This is a genomic window from Streptomyces sp. NPDC002403, assembly GCF_053593015.1.
Map to the genome: position 1 here is coordinate 119,037 of NZ_JBSFBQ010000001.1, position 25,529 is coordinate 144,565.

Annotated in this window: 26 protein-coding genes and 1 pseudogene; 12 read left to right on the forward strand and 15 right to left on the reverse strand. The window is 72.1% G+C overall.

Annotated features, from left to right (window positions below; translation table 11 throughout):
- Positions 1 to 199 precede the first annotated feature (199 nt).
- Entirely contained in the window at positions 200 to 1,543 is a 1,344-nt protein-coding gene (locus ACWCPY_RS00550) for an MFS transporter (RefSeq protein WP_451262119.1), read from the forward strand.
- 34 nt (positions 1,544 to 1,577) lie between these two features.
- On the opposite strand, the gene ACWCPY_RS00555 is transcribed toward ACWCPY_RS00550, so the two are convergent.
- Positions 1,578 to 2,321, reverse strand: coding sequence for a DUF6585 family protein (locus ACWCPY_RS00555; protein ID WP_451262120.1), 744 nt, complete (start codon positions 2,319 to 2,321; stop codon positions 1,578 to 1,580).
- Positions 2,322 to 2,486: 165 nt separating this feature from the next.
- Between ACWCPY_RS00555 and ACWCPY_RS00560 the strand changes: the two genes are divergently transcribed.
- Positions 2,487 to 3,389, forward strand: a complete 903-nt coding sequence (locus tag ACWCPY_RS00560; RefSeq protein WP_451262121.1) for a LysR family transcriptional regulator — start codon at positions 2,487 to 2,489, stop codon at positions 3,387 to 3,389.
- Positions 3,390 to 3,506: 117 nt separating this feature from the next.
- On the opposite strand, the gene ACWCPY_RS00565 is transcribed toward ACWCPY_RS00560, so the two are convergent.
- Positions 3,507 to 4,121 (reverse strand): flavin reductase family protein, encoded by a 615-nt coding sequence (locus ACWCPY_RS00565; RefSeq protein WP_451262393.1) that lies wholly within the window; start codon positions 4,119 to 4,121, stop codon positions 3,507 to 3,509.
- Between the two features lie 109 nt (positions 4,122 to 4,230).
- On the opposite strand from ACWCPY_RS00565, the gene ACWCPY_RS00570 reads away from it, so the two are divergent.
- From ACWCPY_RS00570 to ACWCPY_RS00580, 3 genes and pseudogenes are all read left to right on the forward strand, one after another.
- Positions 4,231 to 4,620, forward strand: coding sequence for a PadR family transcriptional regulator (locus ACWCPY_RS00570; RefSeq protein WP_451262122.1), 390 nt, complete (start codon positions 4,231 to 4,233; stop codon positions 4,618 to 4,620).
- Positions 4,617 to 5,258, forward strand: coding sequence for a DUF1700 domain-containing protein (locus tag ACWCPY_RS00575; protein WP_451262123.1), 642 nt, complete (start codon positions 4,617 to 4,619; stop codon positions 5,256 to 5,258). The genes ACWCPY_RS00570 and ACWCPY_RS00575 overlap by 4 nt, the downstream gene beginning before the upstream one ends.
- Positions 5,259 to 5,399: 141 nt before the next feature.
- Positions 5,400 to 6,080 (forward strand): annotated as a pseudogene (locus tag ACWCPY_RS00580) (phosphatase PAP2 family protein); the annotation flags it as partial.
- Here the strand turns inward: ACWCPY_RS00580 and ACWCPY_RS00585 are convergent.
- Together ACWCPY_RS00585 and ACWCPY_RS00590 are read right to left on the reverse strand one after the other, a co-directional pair.
- Positions 6,051 to 6,737 carry a response regulator gene (locus ACWCPY_RS00585; protein WP_451262124.1) on the reverse strand — a complete coding sequence of 229 codons (687 nt, stop codon included), beginning with the start codon at positions 6,735 to 6,737 and terminating at the stop codon, positions 6,051 to 6,053. The pseudogene ACWCPY_RS00580 and the gene ACWCPY_RS00585 sit on opposite strands and share 30 nt — an antisense overlap.
- A 34-nt stretch (positions 6,738 to 6,771) precedes the next feature.
- The gene (locus tag ACWCPY_RS00590; RefSeq protein ID WP_451262125.1) at positions 6,772 to 8,199 is read right to left on the reverse strand and encodes a sensor histidine kinase; all 1,428 of its coding nucleotides are present in this window, start codon (positions 8,197 to 8,199) and stop codon (positions 6,772 to 6,774) included.
- Positions 8,200 to 8,346: 147 nt separating this feature from the next.
- On the opposite strand from ACWCPY_RS00590, the gene ACWCPY_RS00595 reads away from it, so the two are divergent.
- The gene (locus ACWCPY_RS00595) at positions 8,347 to 9,165 is read left to right on the forward strand and encodes an SDR family NAD(P)-dependent oxidoreductase (protein ID WP_451262126.1); all 819 of its coding nucleotides are present in this window, start codon (positions 8,347 to 8,349) and stop codon (positions 9,163 to 9,165) included.
- 159 nt (positions 9,166 to 9,324) lie between these two features.
- Here the strand turns inward: ACWCPY_RS00595 and ACWCPY_RS00600 are convergent, their stop codons facing one another.
- Together ACWCPY_RS00600 and ACWCPY_RS00605 are read right to left on the reverse strand one after the other, a co-directional pair.
- A complete protein-coding gene (locus tag ACWCPY_RS00600) occupies positions 9,325 to 10,155 on the reverse strand; it encodes an enoyl-CoA hydratase/isomerase family protein (protein ID WP_451262127.1) in 831 nt (276 codons plus the stop codon).
- A gap of 43 nt (positions 10,156 to 10,198) precedes the next feature.
- On the reverse strand, positions 10,199 to 12,430 hold the full coding sequence (locus tag ACWCPY_RS00605; protein WP_451262128.1) for an acetate--CoA ligase family protein: 2,232 nt from the start codon (positions 12,428 to 12,430) through the stop codon (positions 10,199 to 10,201).
- Between the two features lie 226 nt (positions 12,431 to 12,656).
- Here ACWCPY_RS00605 and ACWCPY_RS00610 point away from each other — a divergent pair, with 226 nt between their 5' ends.
- Entirely contained in the window at positions 12,657 to 14,039 is a 1,383-nt protein-coding gene (locus tag ACWCPY_RS00610) for a hypothetical protein (protein WP_451262129.1), read from the forward strand.
- Between the two features lie 79 nt (positions 14,040 to 14,118).
- On the opposite strand, the gene ACWCPY_RS00615 is transcribed toward ACWCPY_RS00610, so the two are convergent.
- The 4 genes from ACWCPY_RS00615 to ACWCPY_RS00630 all read right to left on the reverse strand — a co-directional run bounded on the left by ACWCPY_RS00615 (position 14,119) and on the right by ACWCPY_RS00630 (position 17,475).
- Positions 14,119 to 14,328: a DUF397 domain-containing protein gene (locus ACWCPY_RS00615; RefSeq protein ID WP_451262130.1), complete on the reverse strand. Its 210-nt coding sequence runs from the start codon at positions 14,326 to 14,328 to the stop codon at positions 14,119 to 14,121.
- Positions 14,325 to 15,203: a helix-turn-helix domain-containing protein gene (locus tag ACWCPY_RS00620; RefSeq protein WP_451262131.1), complete on the reverse strand. Its 879-nt coding sequence runs from the start codon at positions 15,201 to 15,203 to the stop codon at positions 14,325 to 14,327. Before ACWCPY_RS00620 ends, ACWCPY_RS00615 begins: the two co-directional genes overlap by 4 nt.
- A 122-nt stretch (positions 15,204 to 15,325) precedes the next feature.
- Positions 15,326 to 16,087: a hypothetical protein gene (locus ACWCPY_RS00625; protein WP_451262132.1), complete on the reverse strand. Its 762-nt coding sequence runs from the start codon at positions 16,085 to 16,087 to the stop codon at positions 15,326 to 15,328.
- A gap of 200 nt (positions 16,088 to 16,287) precedes the next feature.
- Positions 16,288 to 17,475, reverse strand: a complete 1,188-nt coding sequence (locus tag ACWCPY_RS00630) for a flavin-containing monooxygenase (RefSeq protein WP_451262133.1) — start codon at positions 17,473 to 17,475, stop codon at positions 16,288 to 16,290.
- 211 nt (positions 17,476 to 17,686) lie between these two features.
- Between ACWCPY_RS00630 and ACWCPY_RS00635 the strand changes: the two genes are divergently transcribed.
- Together ACWCPY_RS00635 and ACWCPY_RS00640 are read left to right on the forward strand one after the other, a co-directional pair.
- Positions 17,687 to 18,139, forward strand: coding sequence for a DoxX family protein (locus tag ACWCPY_RS00635; protein WP_451262134.1), 453 nt, complete (start codon positions 17,687 to 17,689; stop codon positions 18,137 to 18,139).
- Positions 18,136 to 18,555 carry a Zn-ribbon domain-containing OB-fold protein gene (locus ACWCPY_RS00640; RefSeq protein ID WP_451262135.1) on the forward strand — a complete coding sequence of 140 codons (420 nt, stop codon included), beginning with the start codon at positions 18,136 to 18,138 and terminating at the stop codon, positions 18,553 to 18,555. Before ACWCPY_RS00635 ends, ACWCPY_RS00640 begins: the two co-directional genes overlap by 4 nt.
- Positions 18,556 to 18,577: 22 nt before the next feature.
- Here ACWCPY_RS00640 and ACWCPY_RS00645 read toward each other — a convergent pair whose 3' ends face one another.
- Positions 18,578 to 19,165 (reverse strand): DUF1707 SHOCT-like domain-containing protein, encoded by a 588-nt coding sequence (locus ACWCPY_RS00645; RefSeq protein ID WP_451262137.1) that lies wholly within the window; start codon positions 19,163 to 19,165, stop codon positions 18,578 to 18,580.
- Positions 19,166 to 19,326: 161 nt separating this feature from the next.
- On the opposite strand from ACWCPY_RS00645, the gene ACWCPY_RS00650 reads away from it, so the two are divergent.
- Positions 19,327 to 20,013, forward strand: coding sequence for a hypothetical protein (locus ACWCPY_RS00650; RefSeq protein WP_451262138.1), 687 nt, complete (start codon positions 19,327 to 19,329; stop codon positions 20,011 to 20,013).
- Between the two features lie 47 nt (positions 20,014 to 20,060).
- On the opposite strand, the gene pspAB is transcribed toward ACWCPY_RS00650, so the two are convergent.
- Positions 20,061 to 20,645: a PspA-associated protein PspAB gene (gene pspAB / locus ACWCPY_RS00655; RefSeq protein ID WP_451262394.1), complete on the reverse strand. Its 585-nt coding sequence runs from the start codon at positions 20,643 to 20,645 to the stop codon at positions 20,061 to 20,063.
- Between the two features lie 104 nt (positions 20,646 to 20,749).
- Positions 20,750 to 21,691: a zinc metalloprotease HtpX gene (htpX, locus tag ACWCPY_RS00660; RefSeq protein ID WP_451262139.1), complete on the reverse strand. Its 942-nt coding sequence runs from the start codon at positions 21,689 to 21,691 to the stop codon at positions 20,750 to 20,752.
- A gap of 215 nt (positions 21,692 to 21,906) precedes the next feature.
- Here htpX and ACWCPY_RS00665 point away from each other — a divergent pair, with 215 nt between their 5' ends.
- A complete protein-coding gene (locus ACWCPY_RS00665; protein WP_451262140.1) occupies positions 21,907 to 23,100 on the forward strand; it encodes a cytochrome P450 in 1,194 nt (397 codons plus the stop codon).
- A 43-nt stretch (positions 23,101 to 23,143) separates the two neighbouring features.
- On the forward strand, positions 23,144 to 23,332 hold the full coding sequence (locus tag ACWCPY_RS00670) for a ferredoxin (RefSeq protein ID WP_451262141.1): 189 nt from the start codon (positions 23,144 to 23,146) through the stop codon (positions 23,330 to 23,332).
- 76 nt (positions 23,333 to 23,408) lie between these two features.
- Here ACWCPY_RS00670 and ACWCPY_RS00675 read toward each other — a convergent pair whose 3' ends face one another.
- Both ACWCPY_RS00675 and ACWCPY_RS00680 read right to left on the reverse strand, forming a co-directional pair.
- The gene (locus tag ACWCPY_RS00675; RefSeq protein WP_451262142.1) at positions 23,409 to 24,074 is read right to left on the reverse strand and encodes a pyridoxine/pyridoxamine 5'-phosphate oxidase; all 666 of its coding nucleotides are present in this window, start codon (positions 24,072 to 24,074) and stop codon (positions 23,409 to 23,411) included.
- Between the two features lie 126 nt (positions 24,075 to 24,200).
- The gene (locus ACWCPY_RS00680; RefSeq protein ID WP_451262143.1) at positions 24,201 to 25,370 is read right to left on the reverse strand and encodes a thiolase C-terminal domain-containing protein; all 1,170 of its coding nucleotides are present in this window, start codon (positions 25,368 to 25,370) and stop codon (positions 24,201 to 24,203) included.
- Positions 25,371 to 25,529 lie beyond the last annotated feature (159 nt).

The following is a 25,529-nucleotide window of genomic DNA, read 5'->3' on the forward strand; positions in this document are numbered from 1 at the left end:
ATGGTCCTGGTGGCGCCGCCCCACTGGTGGCCTCCGCTCCACTGGCGGTCCCCGTCCCCTCGGCGGCTTCCGTCTCGCACCGCGACCGGAGACGTCAGCGGCACGCTGCCCCGGCCGGAAGAGGGGAGCGACTTCCGGTGGCCCGATTCCTGCGAAGGGTGTCCCTCCGGCCACTCGTGAGGGGATGGGCCAGGGCCCGATGCTGAGTGACGTGACCCAGACAACCGCAAGCGCCGCCCGGGACGACGACCGGCAGGCCGTCCCCGCAGCCCCCGGGCGCCCGTCCCGCCGACGTGTCCACCGCGCCTGGATCGTCGCCGCCGTCACCTTCGTGACGATCATCGGCGGCGCCGCTTTCAACTCGCTCCCCGGCCTCCTCATCGACCCGCTCAACACCGAGTTCGGCTGGTCGCGCGGGGAGATCGGGCTGGCCGTCTCCATCGACATGGCGCTGTACGGGCTCACCGCGCCGTTCGCCGCCGCGCTGATGGACCGTTTCGGCATCCGCCGGGTCGTCGTCGTGGCCCTGAGCACCGTGGCGGCCGGGGCGCTGGCCAGCGTATGGATGACGGCCGCCTGGCAGCTGATGATCTACTGGGGCCTGCTCGTCGGCCTCGGCACCGGCTCGATGGCGCTGGCGTTCTCCGCCACGGTCACCAACCGCTGGTTCGTGGCCCGCCGCGGTCTGGTCACCGGCATCCTCACCGCGGCGGGCGCCTCAGGCCAGCTGGTCTTCCTGCCGCTGTGCGCCTGGATCGTCGCCCATCACGGCTGGCGCCCCGCCTCGGTGACGGTGGCGCTCGCGGCCCTGGTCGTCGTCCCGTTCGTCTGGCTGCTGCTCCGCGACCACCCGGCCGATGTGGGCCTCGCCCCGTACGGCGGCGCCTACGCGGAGAAGCCCGCGCCCGCGCGCGGGGCGGCGCGGCGGACCGTACGCGTACTGGTCGACGCCGCGCGCACCGGACCCTTCTGGCTGCTGGCCGGTACGTTCGCGATCTGCGGGGCCTCCACCAACGGCCTGATCCGTACGCACTTCGTGCCCTCGGCCCACGACCACGGCATGCCCATCACCGCCGCGGCCTCACTGCTCGCCGTCATCGGGGTCTTCGACATCATCGGCACCGTCTTCTCCGGCTGGCTCACCGACCGCTTCGACGCCCGGCGGCTCCTCGCCGTCTACTACGCGCTGCGCGGCGTCTCGCTGCTCTTCCTGCCGATGCTGATGGCGCCCACGGTCCACCCGCCGATGGTGTTCTTCATCGTCTTCTACGGCCTGGACTGGGTCGCCACCGTCCCGCCGACGCTGGCCCTGTGCCGCGAGCAGTACGGCGAGGACAGCGCCATCGTCTTCGGCTGGGTGCTGGCCTCCCACCAGGTGGGGGCGGCGCTGGTGGCGTTCCTGGGCGGAGTGGCGCGGGACGTCTTCGGCTCGTACGACATGGTCTGGTACGCCTCCGGGGCGCTCTGCGCGACGGCGGCGCTGATGGCACTGGTGATCCGTCGGGTCCGGGAGCCCTCGGACACCGTCGCCGGACTCGGCTGACGGGCCCGGGACTTGGCGCCCGGAGTCCGGTGCCTCAGTCCGACGGGCCGTCGGCGGAGAGGTGCTGGGCGACGGCCAGGAAGACGTGCAGGTTCGCGATGTCGCTGACCGCGGCGCTGCACCGGCGGCCGGAGCCGCCGGTACCCAGGGCGCTGACCCGGCCCGCCGACACCTGGATCTCCTGGACGCCGGACCAGGGGAGGTGGCCCTTCCCCCGGGCGGTCAGGCCGGTGCGGGAGAGCGAGAACTCCCCGAAATCGACCGTCTCGCCCGCCAGGACCTTTTCCAGGGCCGCCGCGCCCTGGGCCTGGAGGACGGCCTGCTGCATATGGGGTCCCCAGGCCTCGGGGCCCTCGTAGAAGTGCGTGATCCTCGCATGGTCCCGGCCCGGACCCACCGCGGAGTAGACGTACTCGGTGGTCGTCGGGACGCCGTTGATGATCTTTTGCGTGATGTCCTGGTAGAGACGTACGGAGTCCCAGCGGATGGCGACCCTGCCGTCGCCGGACTCCGGGTGCACGACCAGTCCGTGCTCGAACAGATGGAGACGCTTGGCGGCCTGTCTTCGGCTGAAGTCCGGATACCGGCGCAGCCACCAGAAGAACAGCAGGCCGGGTATCACGAGCATCGCCAGGAGGTGGAGCGTCGTGAAGATGTAGAGGGCGAAGAGCGCCTTGTTCAGGCGCTTGGGGGCGAACGTGCCCTGTAGGGCGCCGAGTCGGTGGGTGGCGGCCAGCTCGGCGGCCTCGGGCGGGAGAGTGTTCGGTACGGCTGCCATGGACGTGTCCCTCGTCTCGAAGCTCGCGAACTCGCCTCGAAACTCGCGAACTCGCCTTGAAGCTCGCGGGCTCCTCTCGAAGCTCGCGGGCTCGTCTTGAAGCTAGGGCCGGACAAGGCATTCCACCAGCGACTACATTGCATGTGAGCCATGCATGGGGGGAATGTGTTCGAGACCGACGCGCTGCGTCTGCTGGTGACCGTGGCCGAGACCGGATCGTTCACGAAGGCCGCGGCGCGGCTCGACTACACGCAGTCCGCGGTGTCCCGGCGGATCGCCTCGCTGGAGAAGGCGGCGGGCGGCCCGCTCTTCGAACGGCTCGCCCGGGGCGTGCGGCTGACCCCGGCCGGGCGGGCCCTGCACCGGCACGCCGTGGAGGTGCTCGCGCGGCTGGCGGGCGCGGCGGACGAGATGGCGGCGATCCACGCCGGGCGGGGCGGGAGACTGCGCGTGGGGGCGTTCGCCACGGCCAACATCTCACTGGTGCCCGCCGCGCTGCGGGCGTTCGTGCGATCCCGGCCGGACGTCGAGATCGTCGCGGCCGAGGGCCGGACCGGTGAGCTGGTGCGGCGCCTGGCGGAGGGGGCGCTGGACCTGGCCGTGGTCAGCGACTACCCGTCCGGTCTGCCGTCGGCCGACGCGGTCACGACCGAGGTGCTGCTGGAGGACGAGCTGTTCGTCGTCCTCCCCCGCGACCACCGCCTGGCCGGTGCGGGGACGATCGACCTGCGGGAACTGCGCGACGAGACCTGGCTCCAGGACGTCTCCGCCGACCGGCCCACGATGCTCGCCGAGGTGTGCGGCCGGGCCGGCTTCGCGCCGAAGCGGATCACCAGGATCGCCGAGTGGACCGGCAAGTTCGGCTATGCGGCCGCCGGGCTGGGGGTCGCGCTGGTGCCCTCGCTGGCCACCTGGGCGGTCCCCGACGAACTCGCCGTCTGCCGGCTCGGCGACCTCGCCCCGCGCCGGACCGTGCACGTCGCCCTGCCCGCCGCCGCCCCGCTTCCGGCGGCACGGGAACTGCGGGAACTGCTGCACGCGGCCGTGCCACGCACCACCGCCGGCTGAACGGCCACCCGCCGGGGCGGGGGGAACGGGACGGGGCGGAACGGAACGGGGCGGGGCGGGGCGGAACGGGTAGGGGCGCACGGCGCCGTGCTCACCCGTCGAGCGGGCCGACCGCGCTCACCCGTCGAGCGGGCCGAACCGCCCGAACACCCCCCGGTGGAAGAGCAGCGGATCCGCCCCGTCCACCGCGCCCAGCGCCTCCACCCGGCCGACGACGATCAGATGGTCGCCCCCGGTGTGGACGGCCTGGATGCGGCAGTCGACCCAGGCCGGTACGGAGTCCAGCAGCGGCGACCCGGTCACCGGGGCGGGTGCGTAGGCCACCCCCGCGAACTTGTCCGCGCCGCTCACCGCGAAGCTCCGGCACAGCGCGCCCTGGTGCGCGCCGAGGATGTTGACGCAGAAGGCCCCGGCGCGCGCGATACGCGGCCAGGTCGTCGACGTACGGGCGACCATGAACGTCACCAGCGGCGGGTCGAGGGAGAGCGAGGCGAACGACTGGCAGGCGAAGCCCGCCGGGCCCCGCGCGTCGTCCGGGTCGTGCGCGGTGACGATGGTGACGCCGCTGGCGAAGCTCCCCAGCACGCGGCGGAACTCGCCCGGGTCGACGGGCGGTCGCTCGCCGTCGGACACGGCGCGCAGATGCGGGCGCGGCAGCGGATCGACCGGTGCCGGCCCGGCGGTGGTGGCGGCGCCGACGGACCTGAGGTACCGGACGGCGATGGCGGCCATGCCTGCGTGTCCCATCACCCTTCGATTAGAGCTGACACCCCATCAGATGGGAAGGGTCGCGGACCGGCAGCTTGGACGTGCCTGTGCGCGGCAAGGTACATTGCATTGCATGGAACCAGGTGATCCGAGCAACCGCAGCGCGAGCAAGGCCGAGAGTCAGCTCCGCAAGGGCGTGCTGGAGTACTGCGTGCTCGCCCTGATGCGTGACGGGGCGCGGTACGGGGTCGAGCTGCTGCGGGAGCTGGAGGGGACCGGGGCGCTGGCGACCAGTCAGGGCACGGTGTATCCGCTGCTGTCACGGCTGCGACGGGACCAACTCGTCGTCACCACCTGGCAGGAGTCCGCCTCGGGCCCACCGAGGCGCTATTACGAGCTGACCGAGGCCGGGCGCGCCGCGCTCGCGGAGTTCACGGGAACGTGGCCCGCCTTCCGCGATGCCGTCGACCGCCTTCTCGCGCCGACGACGCACCCGCAGGTACCAGGGGAGATCGAACGATGAACACCAGCAAGTCGCAGAGCGTCGGCACCGGCGGGAGCGAAGTGGTCCGGGACTACCTCGCGGCGGTCGGGCGCGAGGCGTCGGCGCTTCCCGCGGACCGTCGCCAGGAGCTCGTGGCCGATCTCGCCGAGCACATCGAGATCGCGCTCGCCGAGCGGCCCGGCAGCAGCGACCAGGACATCCTGCGCGAACTGGGCGACCCGCGCACCATAGCCGCCACCGCGCTCCAGGAGTCCGGCTTCGGCCCCGGGGCGGCCCCCGGCGCCTTCGCCGCTCCCGGAGCCGGTACGGGGCAGGCGTCCGGAAGCCGCTCGCCCGCGTGGCTCGTGGTGCTGCTGCCGGTGCTCGCCTTCGGCCTCGGCTACCTCTGGATTCCGCTCGGCTTCGCGCTGAAGGTCGCCGGAGCCGTCGTGCTGTTCAGGTCCCGGTACTGGACGAGGAGCCAGAAGTGGACCGGCTTCGGCCTGACCGTGCTGGCGCCCTCGCTGATGAACGTCGCCTGGTTCCTCTTCAGCTACCCCAACGATCCGCCGCAGTCCGCGTACTGGACCGCGATCGCGGCGACAGCCGTCGTGACGGTCGCCGGGGCGATCTGGCTCTGGCGGGTTCGGGGCGACGCGAACGCCGGACAGCGGTAGTCCCGGGCAGGGCCCACCCCCGACGATCGTCAGGGGTGGGCCCTGCCGTTCGGCCCGGGTGCGCCGCTCCCGCCGCTTCTAGGTTCACGTCCCATGAGACGAGAGATACGAGAAACCGGAAGCAGAACCCGGCCCCGACGGATGATGAGTCCGCTGCTCGCCTGCGCCGTCCTGGGCTCGGGGGCGGCGGCCGTCGCGGCGCTCGCCCCCGGCGGCCTGGGCACGGACCACGCCGTCGAGGTGACGGACGGCGCCTCGGCCTCCGTCTACCGCTCGGTGACCCGGGCGGTGGCCGACGCGCCCTCCTGGACGGGGCCGCTGCTGGAGGCGGCGACCGACGGCACCCTGGTGGTCCTCGGCCTGCTGCTGGTGTGGGCCTGGTGGGGCGCCGTACGCCGGGGGGACACCCGGACGTCCGCCGGCACCGTGCTCACCGGCGTCGGCACCGTGGCGGCGTACGCGGTCAGCGAGGCGGCGAAGCTGGTGGTGGACGAGGAGCGCCCCTGCCGGGCCCTGCGTGGCATCGCGGAGACGGCCGCCGAGTGCCCGCCGCCCGGCGACTGGTCCTTCCCGAGCAACCACGCCACCCTGGCCGTCGGCCTCGCGGTGGGTCTGGCCGTGCTGCGCCCGCGCCTGGCCGCCGTCACCCTGCCGGTGGGTGCGGCGGCGGCCCTGCTGCGGGTCGCGGTGGGGGCGCACTACCCGCACGACGTGCTGGCCGGCGCGGTCCTCGGGGCCTCGGTGGTGGCGGCCGCACTCCTCGCGTTCCTGCCGCTCGCCCGGCGTGCGGCGTCAGCGGTCGAGCGGCGGCTGCGCGGGCGCGACGATTCCGGCCTCGTGGGCGACGACGGCCGCGGCGGCCCGGTTGTCCACGCCCAGCCGGGCCAGGATGGAGCTCACATGCGCCTTGACCGTCCCTTCCACCAGATGCAGCCGCCGGGCGATCTGACCGTTGGACAGCCCGCTGCCGAGGAAGCCCAGTACGTCGCGTTCCCGGGCGGTGAGAGCGCCGACCCGTTCCCGGGCGGCGGCGCGCCGGCCGGCCAGGGCGCCCGCGCCCGTCGCCGAGAGATGGGCGACGACCCGCGCCGCGACCTTCGGTGACAGATAGGCGGCCCCGTCGGCCACCGCGCGGACCCCCGCGATCAGCTCCTCGGGCTCGCCCGACTTGATCAGGAAACCGGCGGCGCCGCCTCCGAGGGCCTGGAGGATGTAGTCGTCCTCGCCGAAGGTCGTGAGCATCACGACCCCCGTCCCCGGCACGGTGCGCCGGATCTCGGCCGCCGCCTCGATCCCGTTCGTCCCGGGCATCCGGATGTCGAGCACGGCGACGGCCGGACGGTGGCGGCGTACCAGCTCCACGGCGTCGTGCCCGTCGGCGGCCTCGGCGACGACGTCGATGTCCGGGGCGGTGGCCAGCACGGAGCGCACTCCCGCGCGGATCATGGGCTCGTCGTCGGCGATCAGTACCCGGATCACCGTCCGCCCGCCGTTCCCTGCGCGTGGGGCGCGCTCATGGGGTCAGGGCCTCCTTGGACATCAGCCGGCCGTCTCGGAAACAGAGCCGGTAGGCGTCCCCGGACCGGTCGTCGAAGCGGTCCGCCGTCATCGCGTAGTACGTGCATGCGATGCCCTCTCCCTTCGGTTCCCCGGCCACCGGCCGCTGCGTGGTCTCCCGGTCGGGCAGCAGCCGCTCGACCGCCTCCCGATCCTGACCCACCCGCAGCCGGGCGTAGTCGCCGGGGTCGAGCACGGAGAGCCGGGCCGAGCGGATGTCCCAGGCCATCAGGGCTCCGCTCAGCCCCGCCCATGCCACCAGGGGCAGCACCACCGCGAGGGCCAGCGCCCGGCGGGCGCGGCTGCGCGCGTGCCGGTGCTCCGGGGGCAGGACCGGGGGAGCGGACCTCGGTGCGGCGGGCGGCCGGTGGGCGGGCGGTGCGTGCGGAATCCGTGCGGTGACCGCGAAGCCGCCCTCGTACGGGCCGTGGGCGAAGGTGCCGCCGGTCAGCCGCACCCGTTCGTCGAGCCCGATCAGCCCCCGCCCGGTGCCCGGTGCGTCCTCGGCGCGGTCCGGTGCGGGGGCGGGCCCGTTCTCCACCCGTACGGTCGTCTCCTCGGCCGTATGTGTCACCCGCACGTCGACCTGCGCCCGCGGTGCGTGCTTGGCCGCGTTGGTCAGGGCTTCCTGGACCACCCGGTGGGCGGCGCGCGCGGCCGGCGGGGGCAGGGGGCCGGCATCGCCCTCGACCCGCAGGCCCACCGCGAGCCCGGCGGCCGCGGCCTCCTCGACCAGCCGGGGGATGCCGGTGCCGGGCGGCTGCGGCGGCCCGTCGTCCGCCTCCTCGCGCAGCAGGCCGATCACCTCGCCGAGCCGCTCCACGGACGCGGCCGCGCGCGCCCGGATCTCCCCGGCCGCGGCCCGGTGTGCCTCGTCGAGCCCGGGGGCCAGCTTGAGGGCGCCGGCCGACAGGGCGATGAGACTGAGGTCGTGCCCGAGGACGTCGTGCATGTCCCGGGCGATCCTGGCCCGCTCGCGGGACCTGGCCTGCTCGGCGACGAGCCGCTGTTCGCGCTCCAGCCGGGCCGCCCGCTCCCAGCCCGCCCGGACGAGTTCCTGGTACTGGCGCCAGAAGCGCCCCGCGAACCACGGCAGCATCGCCGCCACCGCCACCACCGCGACGAACCGCCCCGCCATCAGCAGCCAGGAGGGCACCAGGGCCACCGCCACCACCCCGCCGGCCACCACCGCGACGAGCACCAAGACCACGGGCCCGGTCCTCCCCGGCTCCCGGCCCGCGAAGAACGCCGCCGCTGCGGCGGGCAGCGCCCACCAGGGGCTGACCGCGCTCAGCCCGACACAGACCGCCGCGCCGACGGCCAGAAGACTCCCCGGTGCGACGACGGCCCGCCGGACCGCACCGCTCGACATCACACTCTCCACCGGACGACCGTACGCAGCGGGTGAGCGCCCCCGACACTGCCGAAAGTCACCGTTGCCCAATTCCCTGGCGCGGGGCAGCCGGTACGGTTACGCTCTCTCGCGAGACGGAGCGTTCCGTCTCGTCATCGGACGAAGGAGTGAGATTCTGTGCCCAGCGCCAGGACTTGGTTCATCACCGGCGCCTCCCGTGGCCTGGGGCGCGCCTTCACCGAGGCCGCTCTGTCCGCCGGGGACCGGGTCGTGGCGGCCGCCCGCGACATCGGCCCGCTCGCCGACCTGACGGAGAAGTACCCGGACACGCTCCTGGGTCTTTCCCTCGATGTCTCCGACCGCCGGGCCGTGTTCGAGACGGTGGAACGCGCGGCGGCGGCCTTCGACGGCCTGGACGTCGTCGTCAACAACGCGGGCGGTCTGCTGTACGGCATGGTCGAGGAGGCCACCGAGAAGCAGATCCGCGACCATCTCGACGTCAACTTCTTCGGCGCGGTCTGGGTCGCCCAGGCTGTGATCCCCCACCTGCGCGCCCGGGGCGGGCGGCTGCTCCAGATCACGTCGATGGGCAGCGGCGGTGGCATGGCCTCCGTCGGGTTCTACGGCGCCGGGAAGGCGGCGCTCGACTCGGTCAGTGAGGCGCTGGCGATGGAGGTCGAGCAGTTCGGCATCAAGGTCACCGTCGTGCAGATGGGCGGCTACGCCACGGGCCTGTTCACCTCCGGCACCACGGCGACCGCGCCCGACCCCGCCTACGACGAACTGCGCACCCGCCTGACGGAGATGTGGGGCGACGACGCGGGCCCGGACCCGAGCGAGGCGGCCCCCGTACTTCTGGAGCTGGCCGCACTGCCCGACCCGCCGCGCCGTCTGATCCTCGGCGGCCGGTCGTTCGACATGGTCCTGGAGATGGGCCGCGCCCGCGAGGAGCAGTACCGCGCCTGGGAATCCCTCAGCCGCATGGCCCCGGGGTGAGCCAACCCGACGGACCGCACCCGTCCGGGTGCGGTCCTGCAGCCGCCGCATCCGTTCGACCCGGACCTGGACACCAGCGCCCTGTCACCCGCGTGACCGGCCGGATCCGAACCGGTCACGCGTGACCGGCCCGATCCGAACCGGTCCGAACGAAAGACCCTAGATCCCTCGGTACTTCGGCGCCCGCCGCTCCACGAAGCTCGCCACGCCCTCGTTGGCGTCCCGCGTCGTCATGTTGATCTCCTGAGCCATGGCCTCGGCGGCGAAGGCCGTCGACCGGTCGGCGTCCATCGAAGCGTTGACGAGCTGCTTGGTGAGGGCGATCGCACGGGTCGGCCCCTCGGCCAGCCGCTGCGCCCACGCCCGCGCCGTCTCCGCCAACTCCCCGTCCGGTACGACCCGGTTGACCAGCCCCAGGCGTTCCGCCTCCGTCGCCGGGAGCGAATCGCCGAAGAACATCAGCTCCTTGGCGCGCTGCGGGCCGATCAGCCGAGGCAGCAGATACGCGCCGCCGCCGTCGGGCACGAGACCCCGGCGTACGAACACCTCGATGAACTTCGCCGATTCGGCGGCCAGCACCAGATCGCAGGCGAACGCCAGGTGGGCCCCGATCCCGGCCGCCGTGCCGTTGACGGCCGCGACGACGGGCTTCTCGCAGTCCAGGACCGCGGCGATCAGCCGCTGCGCGCCGAGCCGGATCGTGCGGGCCACGTCGCCCGGCACCCGCTCGCCGGCCTTCGGGGCACCGCGCAGATCGGCGCCCGCACAGAAACCGCGGCCGGTGGCGGTGAGGACGACGGCCCGGACCGCCGGGTCGGCGGAGGCCTCGGCGAGCAGGCCGATGACGCGTTCCCGCTGCTCCCAGGTGACGGCGTTCATCGCCTCGGGACGGTTGAGCGTGATCCGGCAGACGCCGTTGTCAGTGGCGTGGAGTACCCATGAGTGGAGCGGGTCGGCGGACTCGGTGAGGTCTTCGGGGGAGGACGGCATGAGGCATCTCCTGGTCAGGTGGGTCGGTCGGTGGCGCGGCCGGTCAGCGGCAGACGGCGAGGGCGTCCAGCGCCACCGCGCCCTGCCCCCGGCCCAGCACCATCAGCGGGTTGATGTCCAGTTCGGTGAGGTCGTCGCCCAGCTCCAGCGCCATCCGCTGCACCCGCAGCACGACCTCGACGAGCGCGTCCACATCCACCGGCGGACCGCCGCGCACACCCTCCAGCAGTGCCCGGCCGCGCAGTTCGCCCAGCATCGACCGCGCCTGGTCCTCGCCGAACGGCGGCACCCGTACCGCCGCGTCGTGCAGTACCTCGACCAGTACGCCACCGAGCCCGACCGTCACCGTCGGCCCGAACAGCGCGTCCTGAGTGACGCCGACGACCATCTCGACGCCCCGCTCGACCATCTGGCAGACCAGGATCCCGTCCAGCTCGACACCCTCGTACCGCGCGATGTCGGTCAGCTCGCGGTACGCGTCGCGCACCTGGCTCGCGGAGGTGAGCCCGACCTTGACCAGGCCCAGTTCGGTCTTGTGGGCGAGCCGGGCGCCCGAGGCCTTCATGACCACGGGATAGCCGACCAGCCCCGCGGCCCGGACGGACGCCGCGGCGCTGGTCACCAACTGTTCGCGCGGTACGCGGATTCCGTACGCCCGCAGCAGCTGCTTCGCCGCGTGCTCGCTCAGCTGGTGGCCCGGACGCATCAGTGCCTGCGCCTTGCGGAACGAGGGCGACGGCGTGCGGGGCGCCTCGTCGAAGGGGGAGCGGTAGGAGGCGGTGAACCGGTGGTGGTCCAAGTAGGCCTTCACGGCGGTGATGCAGTTGCCGAAGGTACGGAAGGTGGCGACGCGGGACGAGCCGAGCAGCGTCGTGCGGTACGCCTCCTCCGTCCCCACGGGCGAGCCCCACACCACGCACACCAGCTTGTCCGTGGTCTCCGCCGCGTCCACCAGGTCCTGCGCGAGCTTGTCGCTCATCGGGGGGAAGGGGCCGGTGATCGGACAGATCAGCACCCCGACGTCGGGGTCGGCGAGGATCGCGTCGATGATCTTCCGGCCGCGCCAGTCGCCGACCGGATGGCCGCCGTTGTCGACCGGGTTCGCCACGTTCAGATAGCCGGGGATCCATTCGTGCAGCTCGCGCTGCTTCGCCTCGGAGAGGGTGGGCAGGCTCAGCCCGGCCCCGGTCGCCAGGTCCGAGAAGTGCGCGCCCGTGCCGCCCGAGATCGAATACACCACAACCCCCTCGGCCCGCGGCTTCCGTGCCCTCGCCAGCAGGGCCGCGGTGTCCTGGAGCTCGTCGAGCCCGTCCACCCGGATCACCCCGAACTGCCGCATCGCCGCGTCCACCACCTGGTCGGCGCCGGTCAGCTTGCCGGTGTGTGACGCGGCCATCCTGGCCCCCGTCTCCGTACGCCCCACCTTGACCGCCACGACCGGAACCCCGGCCCGCGCCGCCCGGTCCGCCGCCAGCAGGAAGGAGCGCCCGTCCTTGAGCCCCTCCACATAGCAGGCGATGGCCCCGACCTCGGGGCGCTGCGAGAAGTACGAGATGAAGTCGGCGGTCTCCAGATCCGCCTCGTTGCCCGTGGGTGCCCAGTGCGAGAGCCGCACGCCCAGCTCCTGAAGGGTGTAGACGGGGCGGCCCTGGTGGCCGGACTGGGTGATCAGGGCGATGGCGGGCCCGTCCAGATCGTCCCGGAACTCCTCGAAGGCGTTGAGGTTGGTGTTCGGCCCGAGCAGCCGCAGCCCGGACCGCTCAACCGCCGCGGCGAGCCGCGCCTGGGCGGCGGCGCCCTCCTCCCCGGTCTCGGCGAAGCCGGAGGCGAAGGCGACCGCGAACCGCACCTTGGCCTGCGCGAGTTCCTCGATGACCGGGAGCGGATCACCGACCAGCAGCACCGCCAGATCGACCTGCTCCGGCAGGTCGGCGACGGAAGGAGAACAAGCCCGCCCGAACACGGACTCCCGGGTGGGGTGCACGGGGTACAGTCGCGCCCCGACCCGCTCGGCCCAGGCGATCAGCTGCCGGGTGATGCCGGTGTTGGGCCGCCCCTCGGCGTCGGACGCGCCGACGACGGCCACGGACCCGGGCCGGAAGAACCGGTCCAGGTCCGGCACGGCCGCGTGCAGCGGCCGGCCGCTGACGTCCAGGACGCACTCCGTCGCGGCGTCGACCGTCATGCTGTGGACGGCGGCGTGCGGCTCTTCGCCGCAGGCCACCACCCTGGCGCGGAAGTCGGTGGTGAGGGTGCCGTGAGTCGATCCAAGCATCGTTCCGCCCACTTCTGGTCGGGGTCCGTCGGGTGATCGTGCCCGGCCAGCAAAAGCTGACGCTCTGTCAGGTTACTGAACTGACGGCGCGTCAGGAATGGGTGTGCAGGCAAAGGCTGGACGAGAGCGGGCCTCCGTACAACCTCCGGGTGATCTTGGGAGTCGAACGGGCTGGCCGGACACACCGGCCGTCGTTCGTCATCCACGGCTCACCTCTGGGGAAAACATGAGACCTGTCGGACCCGTCAGACCCGTCTCCACCCGGCGCACCCTGCGCCTCGGCGTCCGTGCCGCCGCGGCTGCCGCGGCCGCCGGACTGCTGACCGCCGGACTCGCGGCTCCCGCGTTCGCGCAGGAGCAGACCGATCAGCTCTGGATACAGGCCCCCGGCGAGCAGAAGCTCCAGCTGGGCGGCGACGCGTCGGAGGGCAGCCCGCTCGACATCGGGCTCTACCACGACAACGACAACTTCACCGTCACCGACGGCCGGCTCTCGGTCGACATCTCCGGCGTCGCCGGAGTGGCCGACGTGACCTGGCCCGACAACTGCGCACCGACCGGCACCACGGCCCTGTGCACCGTTCCCGAGGTGCCCGTCATCGGTGACGCCTACAGCCCGCAGGTCCACCTCACGCTCCGCGCCGCCGACGGTGCCGCGCTCGGAGCCCAGGGCCGGATCACCTACGCCGCCGTGGCCACCGGCGGCCCCGACGGCACCCTGGAGGCCCCGCACGACTCCTTCGACACCACGGTCACGGTCGGCTCGGGCCCCGACCTGTCCCTCGGGGAGATCGCCCCGGCGAAGGGCCTCCAGCCCGGCGACGTCCGGACCGTCCCCTTCGCGGTGACGAACAAGGGCGGCGAGCGGTCCGAGGGCCTCACCGCCACCTTCACCGCCTCGTACGGGCTCGACTTCCTCACCGAGTACGCCGAGTGCACGTACAAGACGCTCGGCGGCGACTACGCCCCGATGTCCCAGGCCACCTGCTCCTTCGATCAGGTCATCGAGCCGGGCGACTCCTTCACACTGCCCGCACCGCTGCGGGTCGCCCTCGCCGCGCACGCGTACGCCGAGCGGCTCGACATCAGCATCGAACCCGGCAACGGGGCCACCGACCTCTCGGACGAGGACAACTACACCATCGCCGCCTTCACCGCGGTGAACACGGCGGACTTCGAGGCGCGGGGCGCCCGGGTCACGGGCGGCGCCGGGGAGACCGTCACCGCCGAACTCGGCTTCCGCAACAACGGCCCGGCCTGGATCGGCAACCTCGGCTCCGGCGACCCGGTCGCGGCCGTCGACTTCACCGTCCCCGAGGGCGCCACCGTCACCTCCGCCCCCGCCGACTGCGAGCCGCGCACCCTGAGCGGCGGCCACTACCCGCAGCGGACCGGCGCCCCGCGCTACAGCTGCGAGATGCCGTACTGGGCCCTGCCGGACACGACGCGCTCCCTCCCGTTCCAGCTGCGCATCGACCGAGTCGTCCCCGACGCGACCGGCCGGGTCGTGCTCACCACCGGCGGCTCCAGCCCCGCGACCTTCCCGTTCGACCCGCAGCCGGCCAACAACACGGCTCAGCTCGTGGTCAACGCCACGCCTGCGGCCTGACCGAGGCCCCCGGAGCGTGAGTGCGGGGTGCGGCCGGATCGCCAGGCCGCGCCCCGTGCGGGGCGGGCGCTGATGCCCGTCAGTTCGAGGACGCGTAGCTCACGAAGCGAGCCCAAGCCGCCGGCGTGACGGCGAACCGGGGGCCGGGAACGCTCTTCGAATCGCGGATGTGGACCGTGCCGGGCGTGGCCGCGACCTCGACGCAGTCGTTTCCGTCGCCGCTGCTGCTGTAGCTGCTCTTGAACCACTCCAGCTCGGAAGTGTCCCCGGCAGAGGGTTTGCGGATCATGTCTCTCCCAGTACGTGCTCGATGAAGGCCAGCGACTCCCGTGGCGTAAGAGCCTGGGCCCGGATCATCCCATAGCGCAACTCAAGGATTCTGAGCTGCTTCGGGTCGGAGACCGGGCGGCCGCTGAACGCGCCCTCGGAGCGCCCCACCGCACTGCCATCGGGAAACTTCAGTACCTCGATCAGCCCACCTGTACCGGGGTGTTCCTCACGCTGGGTCGGCATCACCTGGATCGCCACGTTTCGCAACTTTCCCACTTCCAGCAGGTGTTCGAGCTGTCGGCGCCAGACGCTCGCGCCTCCCACCGGACGGCGAAGAGTCACCTCTTCCTGTACGAAACTGATCGAAGGCATGGGAACACGCTCGAAGATGGATTTCCGCGCCATGCGAGCGGCCACTACGCGATCCGTCTCGTCCGGCGTGTAGGCGGGGAGCCACGACGCGAACAGGGCTCGCATGTGTTCTTCGGTCTGCAAGAGGCCATTGATGTTGTGGTTGTGGTAAGCCTCCAGCTCAACGGCCTTCGCTTCCATCTTCGCCAAGTCCCGGACCTTCTTCGGGTACCGGACCTCCGCCACGTCCTCCTTCATGGCGGAGAGCTTGCCGCGCGCGCCCACTGCCTCGTCCGCCCTGTCCAGGAACTCCGGACGGGGGATGCGGCGGCCGCCCTCCACCTTGTAGACCTGGTCCTCCCCGTACCCGATCGCCTTGCCGAACTCGCAGGCGCGCAGCCCGGCCGCCTCTCGCCATGCCTTGATCTGGCGGCCCACCGTGGCGAGCACGGCGAGGCCCGACTCGTCATCGGGGTCGACGTCCCAGCCGGACTCGTCCGCCCCGCCGTCAGTGCATTCCGTACCTGCCCCGTCCACGCTCATCCGTGCCCCATTTCCGCCGTGCGTGCCGTTCCTTCCCAACCCCCTCCGTCCCCGGAACGTCACCCTGGACAGTCAGGACAACAGTGGACAGACCCGGGACAGATGTGGATGGCCGCCCGGCCTCATTTGACCCGCGGGGCTATGGCCTTCGCCAGTCCCACGACATCGGCGAAGCCTCCGTACTTGTTGTCGGAACTCACGGACAGCACCCGGTCGCCGATCTGCATCATGACGAACTCCTGACCGACGTAGATCGTCCGGTCGACCTTGACGAGCACACCTCCCTCGCCCGGACCGTCAACCGCGCTGACGGTCACCGTCACCGGGTTGAGCTGCCCCGAGGAGCTCCGCTCATAGGCGCTTCCGCAGATGCCCTCCAGCACCTTCAGCCGGCCGAGCGCGCTCGTCGCGTCGCCCGCGGAGTAGGAGTTCACCGCGACGCCGACCTCGTGGGCCGACGAGTCGACGACCCCCACATTGGCGTACGCGGCCGGGTCCCCGAGGGCGATCCATGTGCCGTGGGCGGCCAGTTGGTCGCAGCTGGGCGCCGCCTTCGGACTGGGAGCGGCGGATTGCGGCACCTGTGACGGGCCGCTGTCCTTCTCCGTGAACACGGAGGACAGCTTCCAGCCCTTGGGCAGGGTGCGGTTGTTCGGCAGGTAGGTCCTCAGGACCGATCCCGGCACCACGTTCGGATCCGCGGTCGGCTTCGCAGGCGCGTCGGGCGTCGCGGGCGCCACCGGCGACGAACCGGCAGCGGCGGGGCCGGTCGCCGCCGCCGATCCCCCGGCGGCCGGCTGCTCCGCCGACTGCGAGCTGCAACCCGCGCAGACGACGGCCGCGCACACGGCCCCGGCAACCGCGGAGAACCGGAATGTATTCATCAACACCTCGTCCCTCTCTCCTGTCCTCTGGTGCATGACAGCACATCAGACTGACATGCTCACCGCTGTGGACCGCGACCCGGTCGGGCGCGACATCGGTGATCCAGGAACCCCGAGGCGCTACGGCCAACGGGCGGTGCGCGAGGGCGTGTTCGGGCATCGGCGTGCCGGTCGCACCGGAAGCGGTGGCCCGTCCGGTCTCAGCCCCGGCGTGCCACTCTCTTCGCGATCTTCGTTGCGTCCAGGGCCAGTTCGCGCAGCATCCCGCTGATCGGGTTGGTGAAGCCGGTGAAGTACAGGCCGGGGGCCTGCTTGGGGGTGCGGCCGCCGTGGACCACCGGCCGGCCCCGGGCGTCCAGTACGTCCAGGTGGCCGACCAGCCCCTCCAGCCCCCGCCGGTAGCCGGTCGCCGCGATCACCGCGTCCGGGGTGATCCGCTCGCCGTCGGCCAGCACCACCGCGTCCCCGTCGAACGACTCGACGGCCGCCACCGGTACCACCCGGCCGCTCTTCACCGCGTCGATCAGCCCCACGTCCTGCACCGGGATGGCGCCGTCCTTGACCCGTGAGTACAGGCCCGTGTCCGGGCGCGGCAGGCCGTGCGCGGAGAGGTCGGGCACGGCGGCCCTGGCCATCAGGCCCGCGGCCCGGTCGACCAGCCGGACCGGCAGCCTGCGTACCAGGACGGCGGTCGACTGGGCGGGCCAGCCCGCGGTCGAGCGGCGCACGATGTGCGGCACGGTGCGCACGGCGATCCGTACCCGGGACGCCCCGCCCTCGACCAGGTCGACGGCGATCTCCGCGCCCGTGTTGCCGATGCCGACGACCAGGACGTCCTTGCCCGCGTACGGGGCGGGGTTGCGGTACTCGGAGGCGTGGACCAGATCGCCGGTGAAGGAGTCGCGGCCGGACCAGTCGGGGACGCGCGGGGTGTGGTTGAAGCCGGTGGCGACGACGACGGCCCGGCCGGTCAGTACCCGGCCACCGGTCGCGGTCAGCTGCCAGCTCCTGCCGTCCGGGGCGCGGTCGATCCGGGACACCTCGACACCCGTCACCACCTCCAGCTCGTGGTGCTCGGCGTACTTGTCCAGATAGCGCACCACATCGTCCCTGGACACCCAGCGTCCGAACCGGCGCGGCATCGCGAGCCCCGGCAGCGCCGACCGGCGCCGGGTGGTGTGGAGGTGCAGGCGGTCGTAGTGACGGCGCCAGGACGCCCCCACGTTCCCGGACTTCTCCAGCACGACCGCCCGTACGCCCAGCTCGCGCAGGGCCGCGGCGGCGGCGAGACCGCCCGGACCGCCGCCGATGACGTATACGGGCCGGTCCTCGGTGAGGTCGGTCTGGGCCGATATGGAGCTACCGGCGGTAAGTGCGCTGTCGGGCATGGTTCGGAGCGTAATCGCGCACCCGGTTGATGGGTCTCGGTCAAGACCGGAATCGATTGCGAATTGATCACGCGTGTAAGTGATTTGTCGAATCACGCCCATCTCGCGCCGCTTCTTGGGTACTCCTTGCGCGCCTCTTGCGCGGGTCGCTCACCATCGGGTGAACTGACGTACCGTCAGATTCATTGGACGGGAGGCCCCGGGAGGCCCCATGCAGACGATCTGGCTCGGCGGAGCCGAGTGGCTCGCCGTTCTCCGGATAGGCCTCGGCCTGTGGTGGCTGGAGAGCTGGCGGCACAAGGACAAGAAGGGCTGGTTCGAGCGCGGTACGGGCATCGCCTGGGCCGCGGACGTCGCGGGCAAGCACCGCTGGGCGGCCGTGCGCACCGGCTTCCGGCAGATCGTCGCCCCGCGCCCCAAGGTCATGGCCTACATCGTCGTGTACGCCGAACTCGCCCTGGGGCTCGGCCTGATCACCGGGTTCCTCACTCCCGTCGCGCTGGTGGCGGGGCTCCTTCTCAACCTTCTCTACCTGGTGCTGATGATCCACGACTGGGCCGAGCAGGGGCAGAACGCGATGATGGCGCTCATCTCGCTCGTCGCGCTGTTCGCGATGTCCTGGCAGACCTGGTCCCTCGACGAGGCGATCGGACTCTTCCTGTGACCGCGGCCGCCGTACGTTTCGACCTCCCCGAGCCCGATGCCTTCAGCCGCCCGTACTGGGACGCCGCCGCCCGGGGGCAGTTGCTGCTGCGCCGCTGCCGCGCCTGCGGGCGCGCGCACCACTACCCGCGCGAGTTCTGCCCGCACTGCTGGAGCGAGGACGTCGCCTGGGAGCCGGCGAGCGGGGACGCCACGCTCTACACCTGGTCCGTCGTCCACCGCAACGACCTGCCGCCGTTCGGCGCCCGCGTCCCGTACGTCGCCGCCGTGGTCGACCTGGCCGAGGGGCCGCGGATGATGACGGAGATCGTGGGGTGCGAGGAGTCCGCTCTCGCCATCGGCATGGCGCTGCGGGTGGGCTTCCGGCAGGAGGAGGGGGAGGAGGCCGTCGCGGTCTTCCATCCCGGGGACTGCTGAGGGCTCCGCGCCGGGCGTGCTCTCAGGATTCGATGCCGCGCAGCTTGCGCCGTTCGCGGAAGTTCGGGTGGCGTACGACCACACCGCCCATGCCGCAGGAGCCCGTCAGCCTCAGGAGCGGGGCGCCGGGGGTCCGTGCGTCGGATGTCTTGTCCTTCAGGCCGCCGAGTCCCTGGTCCAGGTTGTCGGTGTGCACGGTCCAGCCCTCCGGGATCACGATCTTCACCCCGGCCATCTCGCCGCGCACCTCCAGCGAGATCTCGCGCAGCCGGCACTCGGCGCGGGTGAAGTCGATCCGGACGCCGCCGAGGCCGCCCTGGGCGCGTATCGCCGGGGGGACCTTCCAGACGCCCGAGCGTGTCACGCCGTGCATGCCGCCCTTGAGGACCAGCGGCTCACCGGTGGCCACCTCGATGGGGACCAGGTCCTCGGTGAGGGGCGCCAGTTCGGCGTACGTCTTGGCCGAGAGCGCCTGCCCGAGCCGGGTGTCCAGCTCGTCCATGTCGATACGGCCCTCGGCGGCCGCCTCGCGCAGCTGCTCGACCACCGCCTCGCGATCGGCATCCGAAGCGCGCATACGGGCGGCGGAACGGGCGGGCTCAGCAGTCATGGGGGCGATGATACGGGCGGGGGAGCCCCGGATCCCAGTGGTGGAGCCGCCGACGATTGAGGCGGCCCGGTGGGGGAACCACGTATCTGTCGGCCGTGTGGCCGCTGTCGTCATGGGCTGCCACGGGGAGTTGCGGGCTCTGCTGACAGGGGGAGTTGACGATGCTCGCGAGACAGTACGGGTACACCGTGTCCGAGGCTGCGGCAGCGAGGGTCGCGCCGTGGACGGTGGAGCAGTTCCGGGATCAGAAGGAGCGCGCGGACCGCACCGCCCGCAAGGCGGTCTGGTTCGGTGGCGCGGCGATGGCCCTGCTCGTGGCGGCCCTCTTCGACGGGGCGGATTCCGGGCTGGGCTGGGCATGGCTGATCCTCGCCATCCCGGTGATCACGGCGGTTCTCGTCGTACACATGCGGAAGCAGGGGAACAGCTTCCACGAGGAACAGCTGCGGCGGCTGCGCGAGCAGCCCTGGCAGTCGTGGCCCGTGCGGGGTCAGGAGGTCAGGGCCATGAACATGTCGGGCCCGCAGCGCACTGAGCTCAGGCGTCGGTACGGTGCCTCGTTCGTCTGCGCCAGGCTGAGCCTGCTCAGTCCGCAGGGCACGGAGGCGGCCTGCTTCGTCACGTTCATGGCGCGGGACGCGTGGCAGGGCATGACGGACGGGTACGGGATCCTGCTGGTCTGCGGGGATCTGCGGGAGGCGTGCCATGGTGCGCTGCCGGGGCAGCGGAGCCTGCTGGCGCTCACCCCCGGGGCGCAGGTGCGGTGGCAGGGGAGCGGGGGAGAGGACGCGCTGCTGATCGCGGACGTGGTGTCGCGGGCGCAGGGCCTGGACGACCTGTTCGGCTAGGGCCTCTCGTTCGGATCATGCCGGGCCCGCGGGGCGGCCGTCCCGCGTCACAGCCCCGGCGCCCCCCACACCGGGAACCACCGGGCCAGATCCTTCTCCATCCGCAGGTCGTCCCCGAGTACCGCCCTGACCTGCAACTCCAGCTGGTTGTCCCGCTTCTCGCCGCCGCCGGGCAGCGGGGCGAAGGGGTAGAAGGTGCCGCGCTTGTAGAGGTAGACCAGGGCCAGCGGACGGTTCCGCTCGTCCCGGAAGCCGACCAGCGAGCAGAGCAGGTGCGGGCCGAACCCGCCGTCCTGGAGCAGCGTGTTGACCGCGTGCAGGTCGTTGACGAGGGTGGCGGTGTCGTCGGCCGGACGGCGGGAGAGCAGCCAGGTGTAGCCGTACGCGTCCTGGCTGAACTCCACCGGGAGGCCGCCGCGGCCGGCATCGGCGTCGAGCAGGTCGCGTACGTCCTGCTGGAGGCGGGCGAAGGCGCCGCCCTCGACGCCCGAGAAACAGACCGAGCCGAGACCGGTCGGGGTGAAGCCCGCGCCCGCCTGGAGGGTGAGGGCGGCGGACGGTACGGCGAAGAGCTCGTCGAGGTCGGGGCGGACCGGCTTGCTGCGGCCGAGGATGGTGTCGAGAAGACCCATGGAGTGTTCCTTGCGGACGGGGGACGGCGTTCCTTCGGACGTCGCATCGGCGTCGTTCCTGGCGTCGCTCAGGGCGTCGTCCCGGGGGTCGCTGCGGGCGTTGCTCACGGACGGGCGAGTTCGGCGGAGATGCGGGCCAGCTGGTCCAGGCGCTTTTCGAGGGTCGGGTGCGAGGAGAGCAGCCGGCTCAGGCTCTCCTTGGAGGAGAACGCGGGGACGAAGTAGAAGGCGTTGTACGGCTCCGCCTTGCGCAGGTCCTCGGTCGGGATGCGGGCCATCTGGCCGGTGACCTTGGTCAGGGCGGAGGCGAGCGCGGAGGGGCGGCCGGTGAGCAGGGCGGCGGTGCGGTCGGCGGAGAGCTCGCGGTAGCGGGAGAGCAGCCGGGTCAGCAGGAAGCTCAGCGCGTACACGACCGCGCTGACCAGCGGGATCAGCATGATCGCGATACCGATCGGGTCGTTGCTGCGGCTGTTGCGGGAGAGCCCGCCCCACAGGGCGACCCGGGTGATGATGCCGGCGAGCACACCGAGGAACGAGGCGATCGTCATGACGGCGACATCGCGGTGCGCGACGTGCGACATCTCGTGCGCGAGCACACCCTCCAGCTCCGAGGGCTCCAACCTGCGCAGAAGCCCGGTGGTGGCACAGACCAGGGCCGTCTTCTCGCTGCGGCCGGTCGCGAAGGCGTTCGGCACGTCGGTCTGCGCGATGGCCACGCGTGGCTTCGGCATATCGGCAAGAGCGCAGATCCGGTCGACCGCGCCGTGCAGCTCCGGCGCCTCCTCCGGGGTGACCTCACGGGCCCCCATGCTGAACGCCGCGATGCGGTCGCTGAACCAGAACTGCGCGATGAACATGCCGCCCACGAAGATCAGAACGATCGGCCAGGCGCCGCGCAGCACGGCCAGCAGTACGCCGACCAGGACCACGTACAACAGGCCGATCAGGAACATGGTGCCGACCATGCGTGTGGTCAGGCCGCTGTCCGGGGCGTAACGGGAACGGGGACGCGCGCCGTTGCGGGTGCGGGAAAGGGTTCGGCTCATTTTCGCCTCCAGTCACCCTGATGCCTTCCATCTTGCCCCTTTCACAAGGAACGCGGAGGCGATCGGGTGGCTCGAAATGCCCGCCCGGTCCGGCGGGCGGAAAATGGATCTCCCCGAGGACATTTGGCCGAACAACACCTAGACCCATTAGATGCCCGAGGCATCTAGTGGGCGGAGATCGGATAGGACTCCCCCATCTCTTTGCGAGGTCCGCCATGGCAGACGCCGAGACCGTCTCCTTTCCGCAGAACCGCACCTGTCCCTACGACCCGCCGACGGGATATCGCGAGCACCGGGGGCAGCGGCCCGTGTCTCCCGCCAGGCTCTTCGACGGCCGCACGGTGTGGCTGGTGACCGGGCACGCCGAGGCGCGTTCGCTCCTGGTGGACCAGCGGCTGTCGTCCGACCGGGAGAACCCCGCGTTCCCGTTCATCGCCGAGCGGATCGCTTCGAGCAGCCTGCGCCGCGTCGAACTGATCGGCGTCGACGACCCGGAGCACAACGTCCAGCGCCGGATGCTGATCCCGAGCTTCACGGTCAGGAGGACGGCCGCGCTCCGGCCGCAGATCCAGAAGACCGTGGACCGGCTGCTCGACGCGATGGCCGAGCAGGGCCCGCCGACCGATCTGGTCGACGCCTTCGCCCTGCCCGTACCGTCCATGGTCATCTGCGCCCTGCTCGGGGTCCCCTACGAGGACCACGAGTTCTTCGAGGCGCAGTCGCGCAAGCTGCTCCGCGGTCCGGCGGCCGCGGACATCGAGGCGGCGCGGGACGAGCTCGACAACTACTTCGGGGTGCTGATCGAGCAGAAGCGGGCCGCCCCCGGCGAGGGGCTGCTCGACGAGCTCATCGTCAAGCAGCTGGAGACGGGCGGAGTGGACCACGAGGAGCTGGTGCGGCTGGCCCAGATCCTGCTCGTCGCCGGGCACGAGACGACCGCGAACATGATCTCGCTCGGTACGTTGACGCTGCTCCAGCATCCCGATCAGCTGGCCCGGATGCGCGAGTCCGAGGGCCTGATGGGTTCGGCGGTCGAGGAACTGCTCCGCTTCCTGTCCATCGCCGACGGGATTTCCCGGGTGGCCGTCGAGGACATCGAGGTGGGCGGGGTGACCATCCGTGCGGGGGACGGGGTCATCCTGACCACGTCGGTGATCAACCGGGACGAGTCCGTCTACCCGTCCCCGGACGAACTGGACCTCGGCCGGAACGCGCGCAATCACGTCGCTTTCGGCTTCGGAGTCCATCAGTGCCTGGGCCAGAATCTGGCGAGGGCCGAGCTGGAGATCGCGCTGCCCGCGCTTTTCGAGCGTCTTCCCGGTCTGCGGCTCGCGGTACCCGCCGAGGAAATCCCGTTCAAGCCCGGCGACACCATCCAGGGGCTGCTCGAAATGCCCGTGACCTGGTGATCGGAAAATGGTGATCGGAATGCGACCGGAAGGCTCTGCCGTAATGCGGATCAATATCGACAAGGACCGGTGCATCGGCGCGGGCCAGTGCGCGCTCACCGCACCGAAGGTGTTCACCCAGGACGACGACGGGTTCAGCGAGCTGCTGCCCGGTTACGAGGAGGCCCTGGACGGCGCCACGGTGAAGGAGGCCGTCCGGGTCTGCCCGGTGCAGGCGATCACCCTCGGCTGACGTGCCGCCGGGCCGTGCCCGTACGGCAGGTTCCGTGCGGGCACGGGCGGACATGGGCCGGGGCGGGCCTCCGGCCCTACGGCCAGAGCAGTTCCCGGGTCCAGGCCGCGTCCCGCCCGCGGTAGCGCAGCCGGACGTGCCTGCGCGCCGCGTCGCCCTGGAAGAACTCGACCTCCCGCGCCCCGACCACGTACCGGGTCCAGCTCGCGACCTCTGCGTCCGGTTCGGACCGGGCCCGCTCCCAGGCGGCGTCGGCGGTGCGGGTCAGCTCCTCCAGCGAGCCCAGTACCTCGCTCTGCGAGCCGGTCAGCGCCGAGGCCAGCGCACCGGTCGAGCGGGCGTGCAGATCGGCGAGGCTCTCGTCGGGCGCGCACGCGGTGACCGGCCCCCGCACCCGTACCTGCCGGCCCTGCGCCGGCCAGTAGAAGCCGAGCGCCGCGTAGGGCCGGGCGGCGAGCTGGCGGCCCTTCGCACTGGTGCGGTGGGTGGCGAAGTGCCAGCCGCGCTCGTCCGCGTCGTGCAGCATCAGCGTCCGCACATCGGGGTGCCCCTCGTCGTCCGTCGTGGCCAGCGACATCGTGTGCGGCTCCACCTGCCCGGCGGCCACCGCCTCGGCGAACCAGCGGTGGAAGAGGGCGAGCGGGGTGGGCGGCGCGGCGGCCGGATCGAAGCCGGGGAGGTCCACGTCCCAGACACGCTGGGCATGGAGCAGGTCCAGGAAGCTCTGATGTGCGTCGGTCATGCCCCCATTGCAGCGCATGGCCGGTACGGGGCGGTCGGGACCGGTGGCACCGGTGATCGCCGCCCGGCGCGGTCCCCGGCCCCGGCGCATGGGCCTGATACCGGCCGGCCACGGAGCCCCGCCTGCTCACCCCCGCCCCAGCACCACCGTCCCCGACGAGCAGAACCAGCCGCCCGTCCCCGATGCCACCGCCAGTTCCGGAAGCCGGCCGCCCGCCTTGCGCACCTGGCGTCCGCCCGCCTCGCCGCGCAGCTGGCGTACCGCCTCCACCAGCAGGAACAGCCCGCGCATCCCGGGATGGCAGGCGGACAGGCCGCCGCCGTCGGTGTTCACCGGCAGCTCGCCGGTGAGCCCGGTCCGGCCCTTCTCCACGAACGCGCCGCCCTCGCCCTTGGCGCAGAAACCCAGGTCCTCCAGGGTCACCAGCGTCATGTAGGTGAACGCGTCGTAGAGCTCGGCGAGATCGATGTCCGCGGGCCGCACCCCGGCCCGCTCGAACGCCAGGCGGCCCGAGACCGCCGCCGGGGAGACCGTGAAGTCGTCCCACTCGGACATGGTGGAGTGCGAGACGTGCTCGCCCGTGCCGAGGATCCACACCGGTGCCTTCGCCGTGTCCGGTACGTACTCCTCGGCGGCCAGCAGCACCGCGCAGCCGCCGTCGCTGCGGATGCAGCAGTGCAGTTTGGTGAACGGGTCCGCGATCATCGGCCCCGACAGCACCTCGTCCACCGTGACCGGGTCCCGGAACATCGCGTCCGGGTTGGCCGCCGCGTTCGCCCGCGCCTGGACCGCGACCTCGGCGAGCTGCTCCAGGGTCGTCCCGTACTCGTGCATGTGGCGGCGGGCGGCCATCGCGTACTTGGCGATCAGCGAGTGCCCGTACGGCACCTCGAACTGGAGCGGGCCGCGCGCCCCGAAGGAGAGGTTGGAGGTCCGGCGGCCCGCCTTGATGTCCGCGCGCGCCGTCGAGCCGTACACCAGCAGTACGGCATTGGCGTGCCCCGCCGCGATGGCGTCCGCGGCATGGGCCGCCATCACCTCCCAGGTCGAGCCGCCGACCGCGGTGGAGTCCACCCAGGTCGGCTTCAGGCCCAGGTACTCGGCGACCTCGACCGGGGCGAGCGTGCCGAGTCCGGCGGAGGCGAAACCGTCGACGACGGACCGGTCCAGCCCCGAGTCGGCCAGCGCCCGACGGGCGGCCTGGGCGTGCAGGGCGTACGGCGTGGCCGTCTCGACGCGCCCGCAGTCGGCGAGGGATATGCCGACGACAGCGACCTTGCGGTGGGAAGAAGGCATGAATCTGACGGTACATCAGATCTGGATGCGGGGGCACTGTCCGGTGGGGCGGGGGTCTTCCGTCACCTCCCGTGCGCGACTCTGTGCATCTCGGGGATTCGGCCCTAGCATGACGCACCGTCAGATCAGGGGTTTCCGGCCCCTGAGGGGAAGGAGTCC

Excerpts from the sequence above, each read along its gene's own strand:
- ACWCPY_RS00550 (WP_451262119.1), top strand. The coding sequence starts at position 200 with ATGCTGAGTGACGTGACCCAGACAACCGCAAGCGCCGCCCGGGACGAC.
- ACWCPY_RS00555 (WP_451262120.1), bottom strand. The coding sequence starts at position 2,321 with ATGGCAGCCGTACCGAACACTCTCCCGCCCGAGGCCGCCGAGCTGGCC.
- ACWCPY_RS00565 (WP_451262393.1), bottom strand. The coding sequence starts at position 4,121 with ATGGCCGCCATCGCCGTCCGGTACCTCAGGTCCGTCGGCGCCGCCACC.
- ACWCPY_RS00570 (WP_451262122.1), top strand. The coding sequence starts at position 4,231 with ATGGAACCAGGTGATCCGAGCAACCGCAGCGCGAGCAAGGCCGAGAGT.
- ACWCPY_RS00575 (WP_451262123.1), top strand. The coding sequence starts at position 4,617 with ATGAACACCAGCAAGTCGCAGAGCGTCGGCACCGGCGGGAGCGAAGTG.
- ACWCPY_RS00600 (WP_451262127.1), bottom strand. The coding sequence starts at position 10,155 with ATGCCGTCCTCCCCCGAAGACCTCACCGAGTCCGCCGACCCGCTCCAC.
- ACWCPY_RS00605 (WP_451262128.1), bottom strand. The coding sequence starts at position 12,430 with ATGCTTGGATCGACTCACGGCACCCTCACCACCGACTTCCGCGCCAGG.
- ACWCPY_RS00610 (WP_451262129.1), top strand. The coding sequence starts at position 12,657 with ATGAGACCTGTCGGACCCGTCAGACCCGTCTCCACCCGGCGCACCCTG.
- ACWCPY_RS00615 (WP_451262130.1), bottom strand. The coding sequence starts at position 14,328 with ATGATCCGCAAACCCTCTGCCGGGGACACTTCCGAGCTGGAGTGGTTC.
- ACWCPY_RS00620 (WP_451262131.1), bottom strand. The coding sequence starts at position 15,203 with ATGAGCGTGGACGGGGCAGGTACGGAATGCACTGACGGCGGGGCGGAC.
- ACWCPY_RS00625 (WP_451262132.1), bottom strand. The coding sequence starts at position 16,087 with ATGAATACATTCCGGTTCTCCGCGGTTGCCGGGGCCGTGTGCGCGGCC.
- ACWCPY_RS00630 (WP_451262133.1), bottom strand. The coding sequence starts at position 17,475 with ATGCCCGACAGCGCACTTACCGCCGGTAGCTCCATATCGGCCCAGACC.
- ACWCPY_RS00635 (WP_451262134.1), top strand. The coding sequence starts at position 17,687 with ATGCAGACGATCTGGCTCGGCGGAGCCGAGTGGCTCGCCGTTCTCCGG.
- ACWCPY_RS00645 (WP_451262137.1), bottom strand. The coding sequence starts at position 19,165 with ATGACTGCTGAGCCCGCCCGTTCCGCCGCCCGTATGCGCGCTTCGGAT.
- ACWCPY_RS00650 (WP_451262138.1), top strand. The coding sequence starts at position 19,327 with ATGCTCGCGAGACAGTACGGGTACACCGTGTCCGAGGCTGCGGCAGCG.
- pspAB (WP_451262394.1), bottom strand. The coding sequence starts at position 20,645 with ATGGGTCTTCTCGACACCATCCTCGGCCGCAGCAAGCCGGTCCGCCCC.
- htpX (WP_451262139.1), bottom strand. The coding sequence starts at position 21,691 with ATGAGCCGAACCCTTTCCCGCACCCGCAACGGCGCGCGTCCCCGTTCC.
- ACWCPY_RS00665 (WP_451262140.1), top strand. The coding sequence starts at position 21,907 with ATGGCAGACGCCGAGACCGTCTCCTTTCCGCAGAACCGCACCTGTCCC.
- ACWCPY_RS00670 (WP_451262141.1), top strand. The coding sequence starts at position 23,144 with ATGCGGATCAATATCGACAAGGACCGGTGCATCGGCGCGGGCCAGTGC.
- ACWCPY_RS00675 (WP_451262142.1), bottom strand. The coding sequence starts at position 24,074 with ATGACCGACGCACATCAGAGCTTCCTGGACCTGCTCCATGCCCAGCGT.
- ACWCPY_RS00680 (WP_451262143.1), bottom strand. The coding sequence starts at position 25,370 with ATGCCTTCTTCCCACCGCAAGGTCGCTGTCGTCGGCATATCCCTCGCC.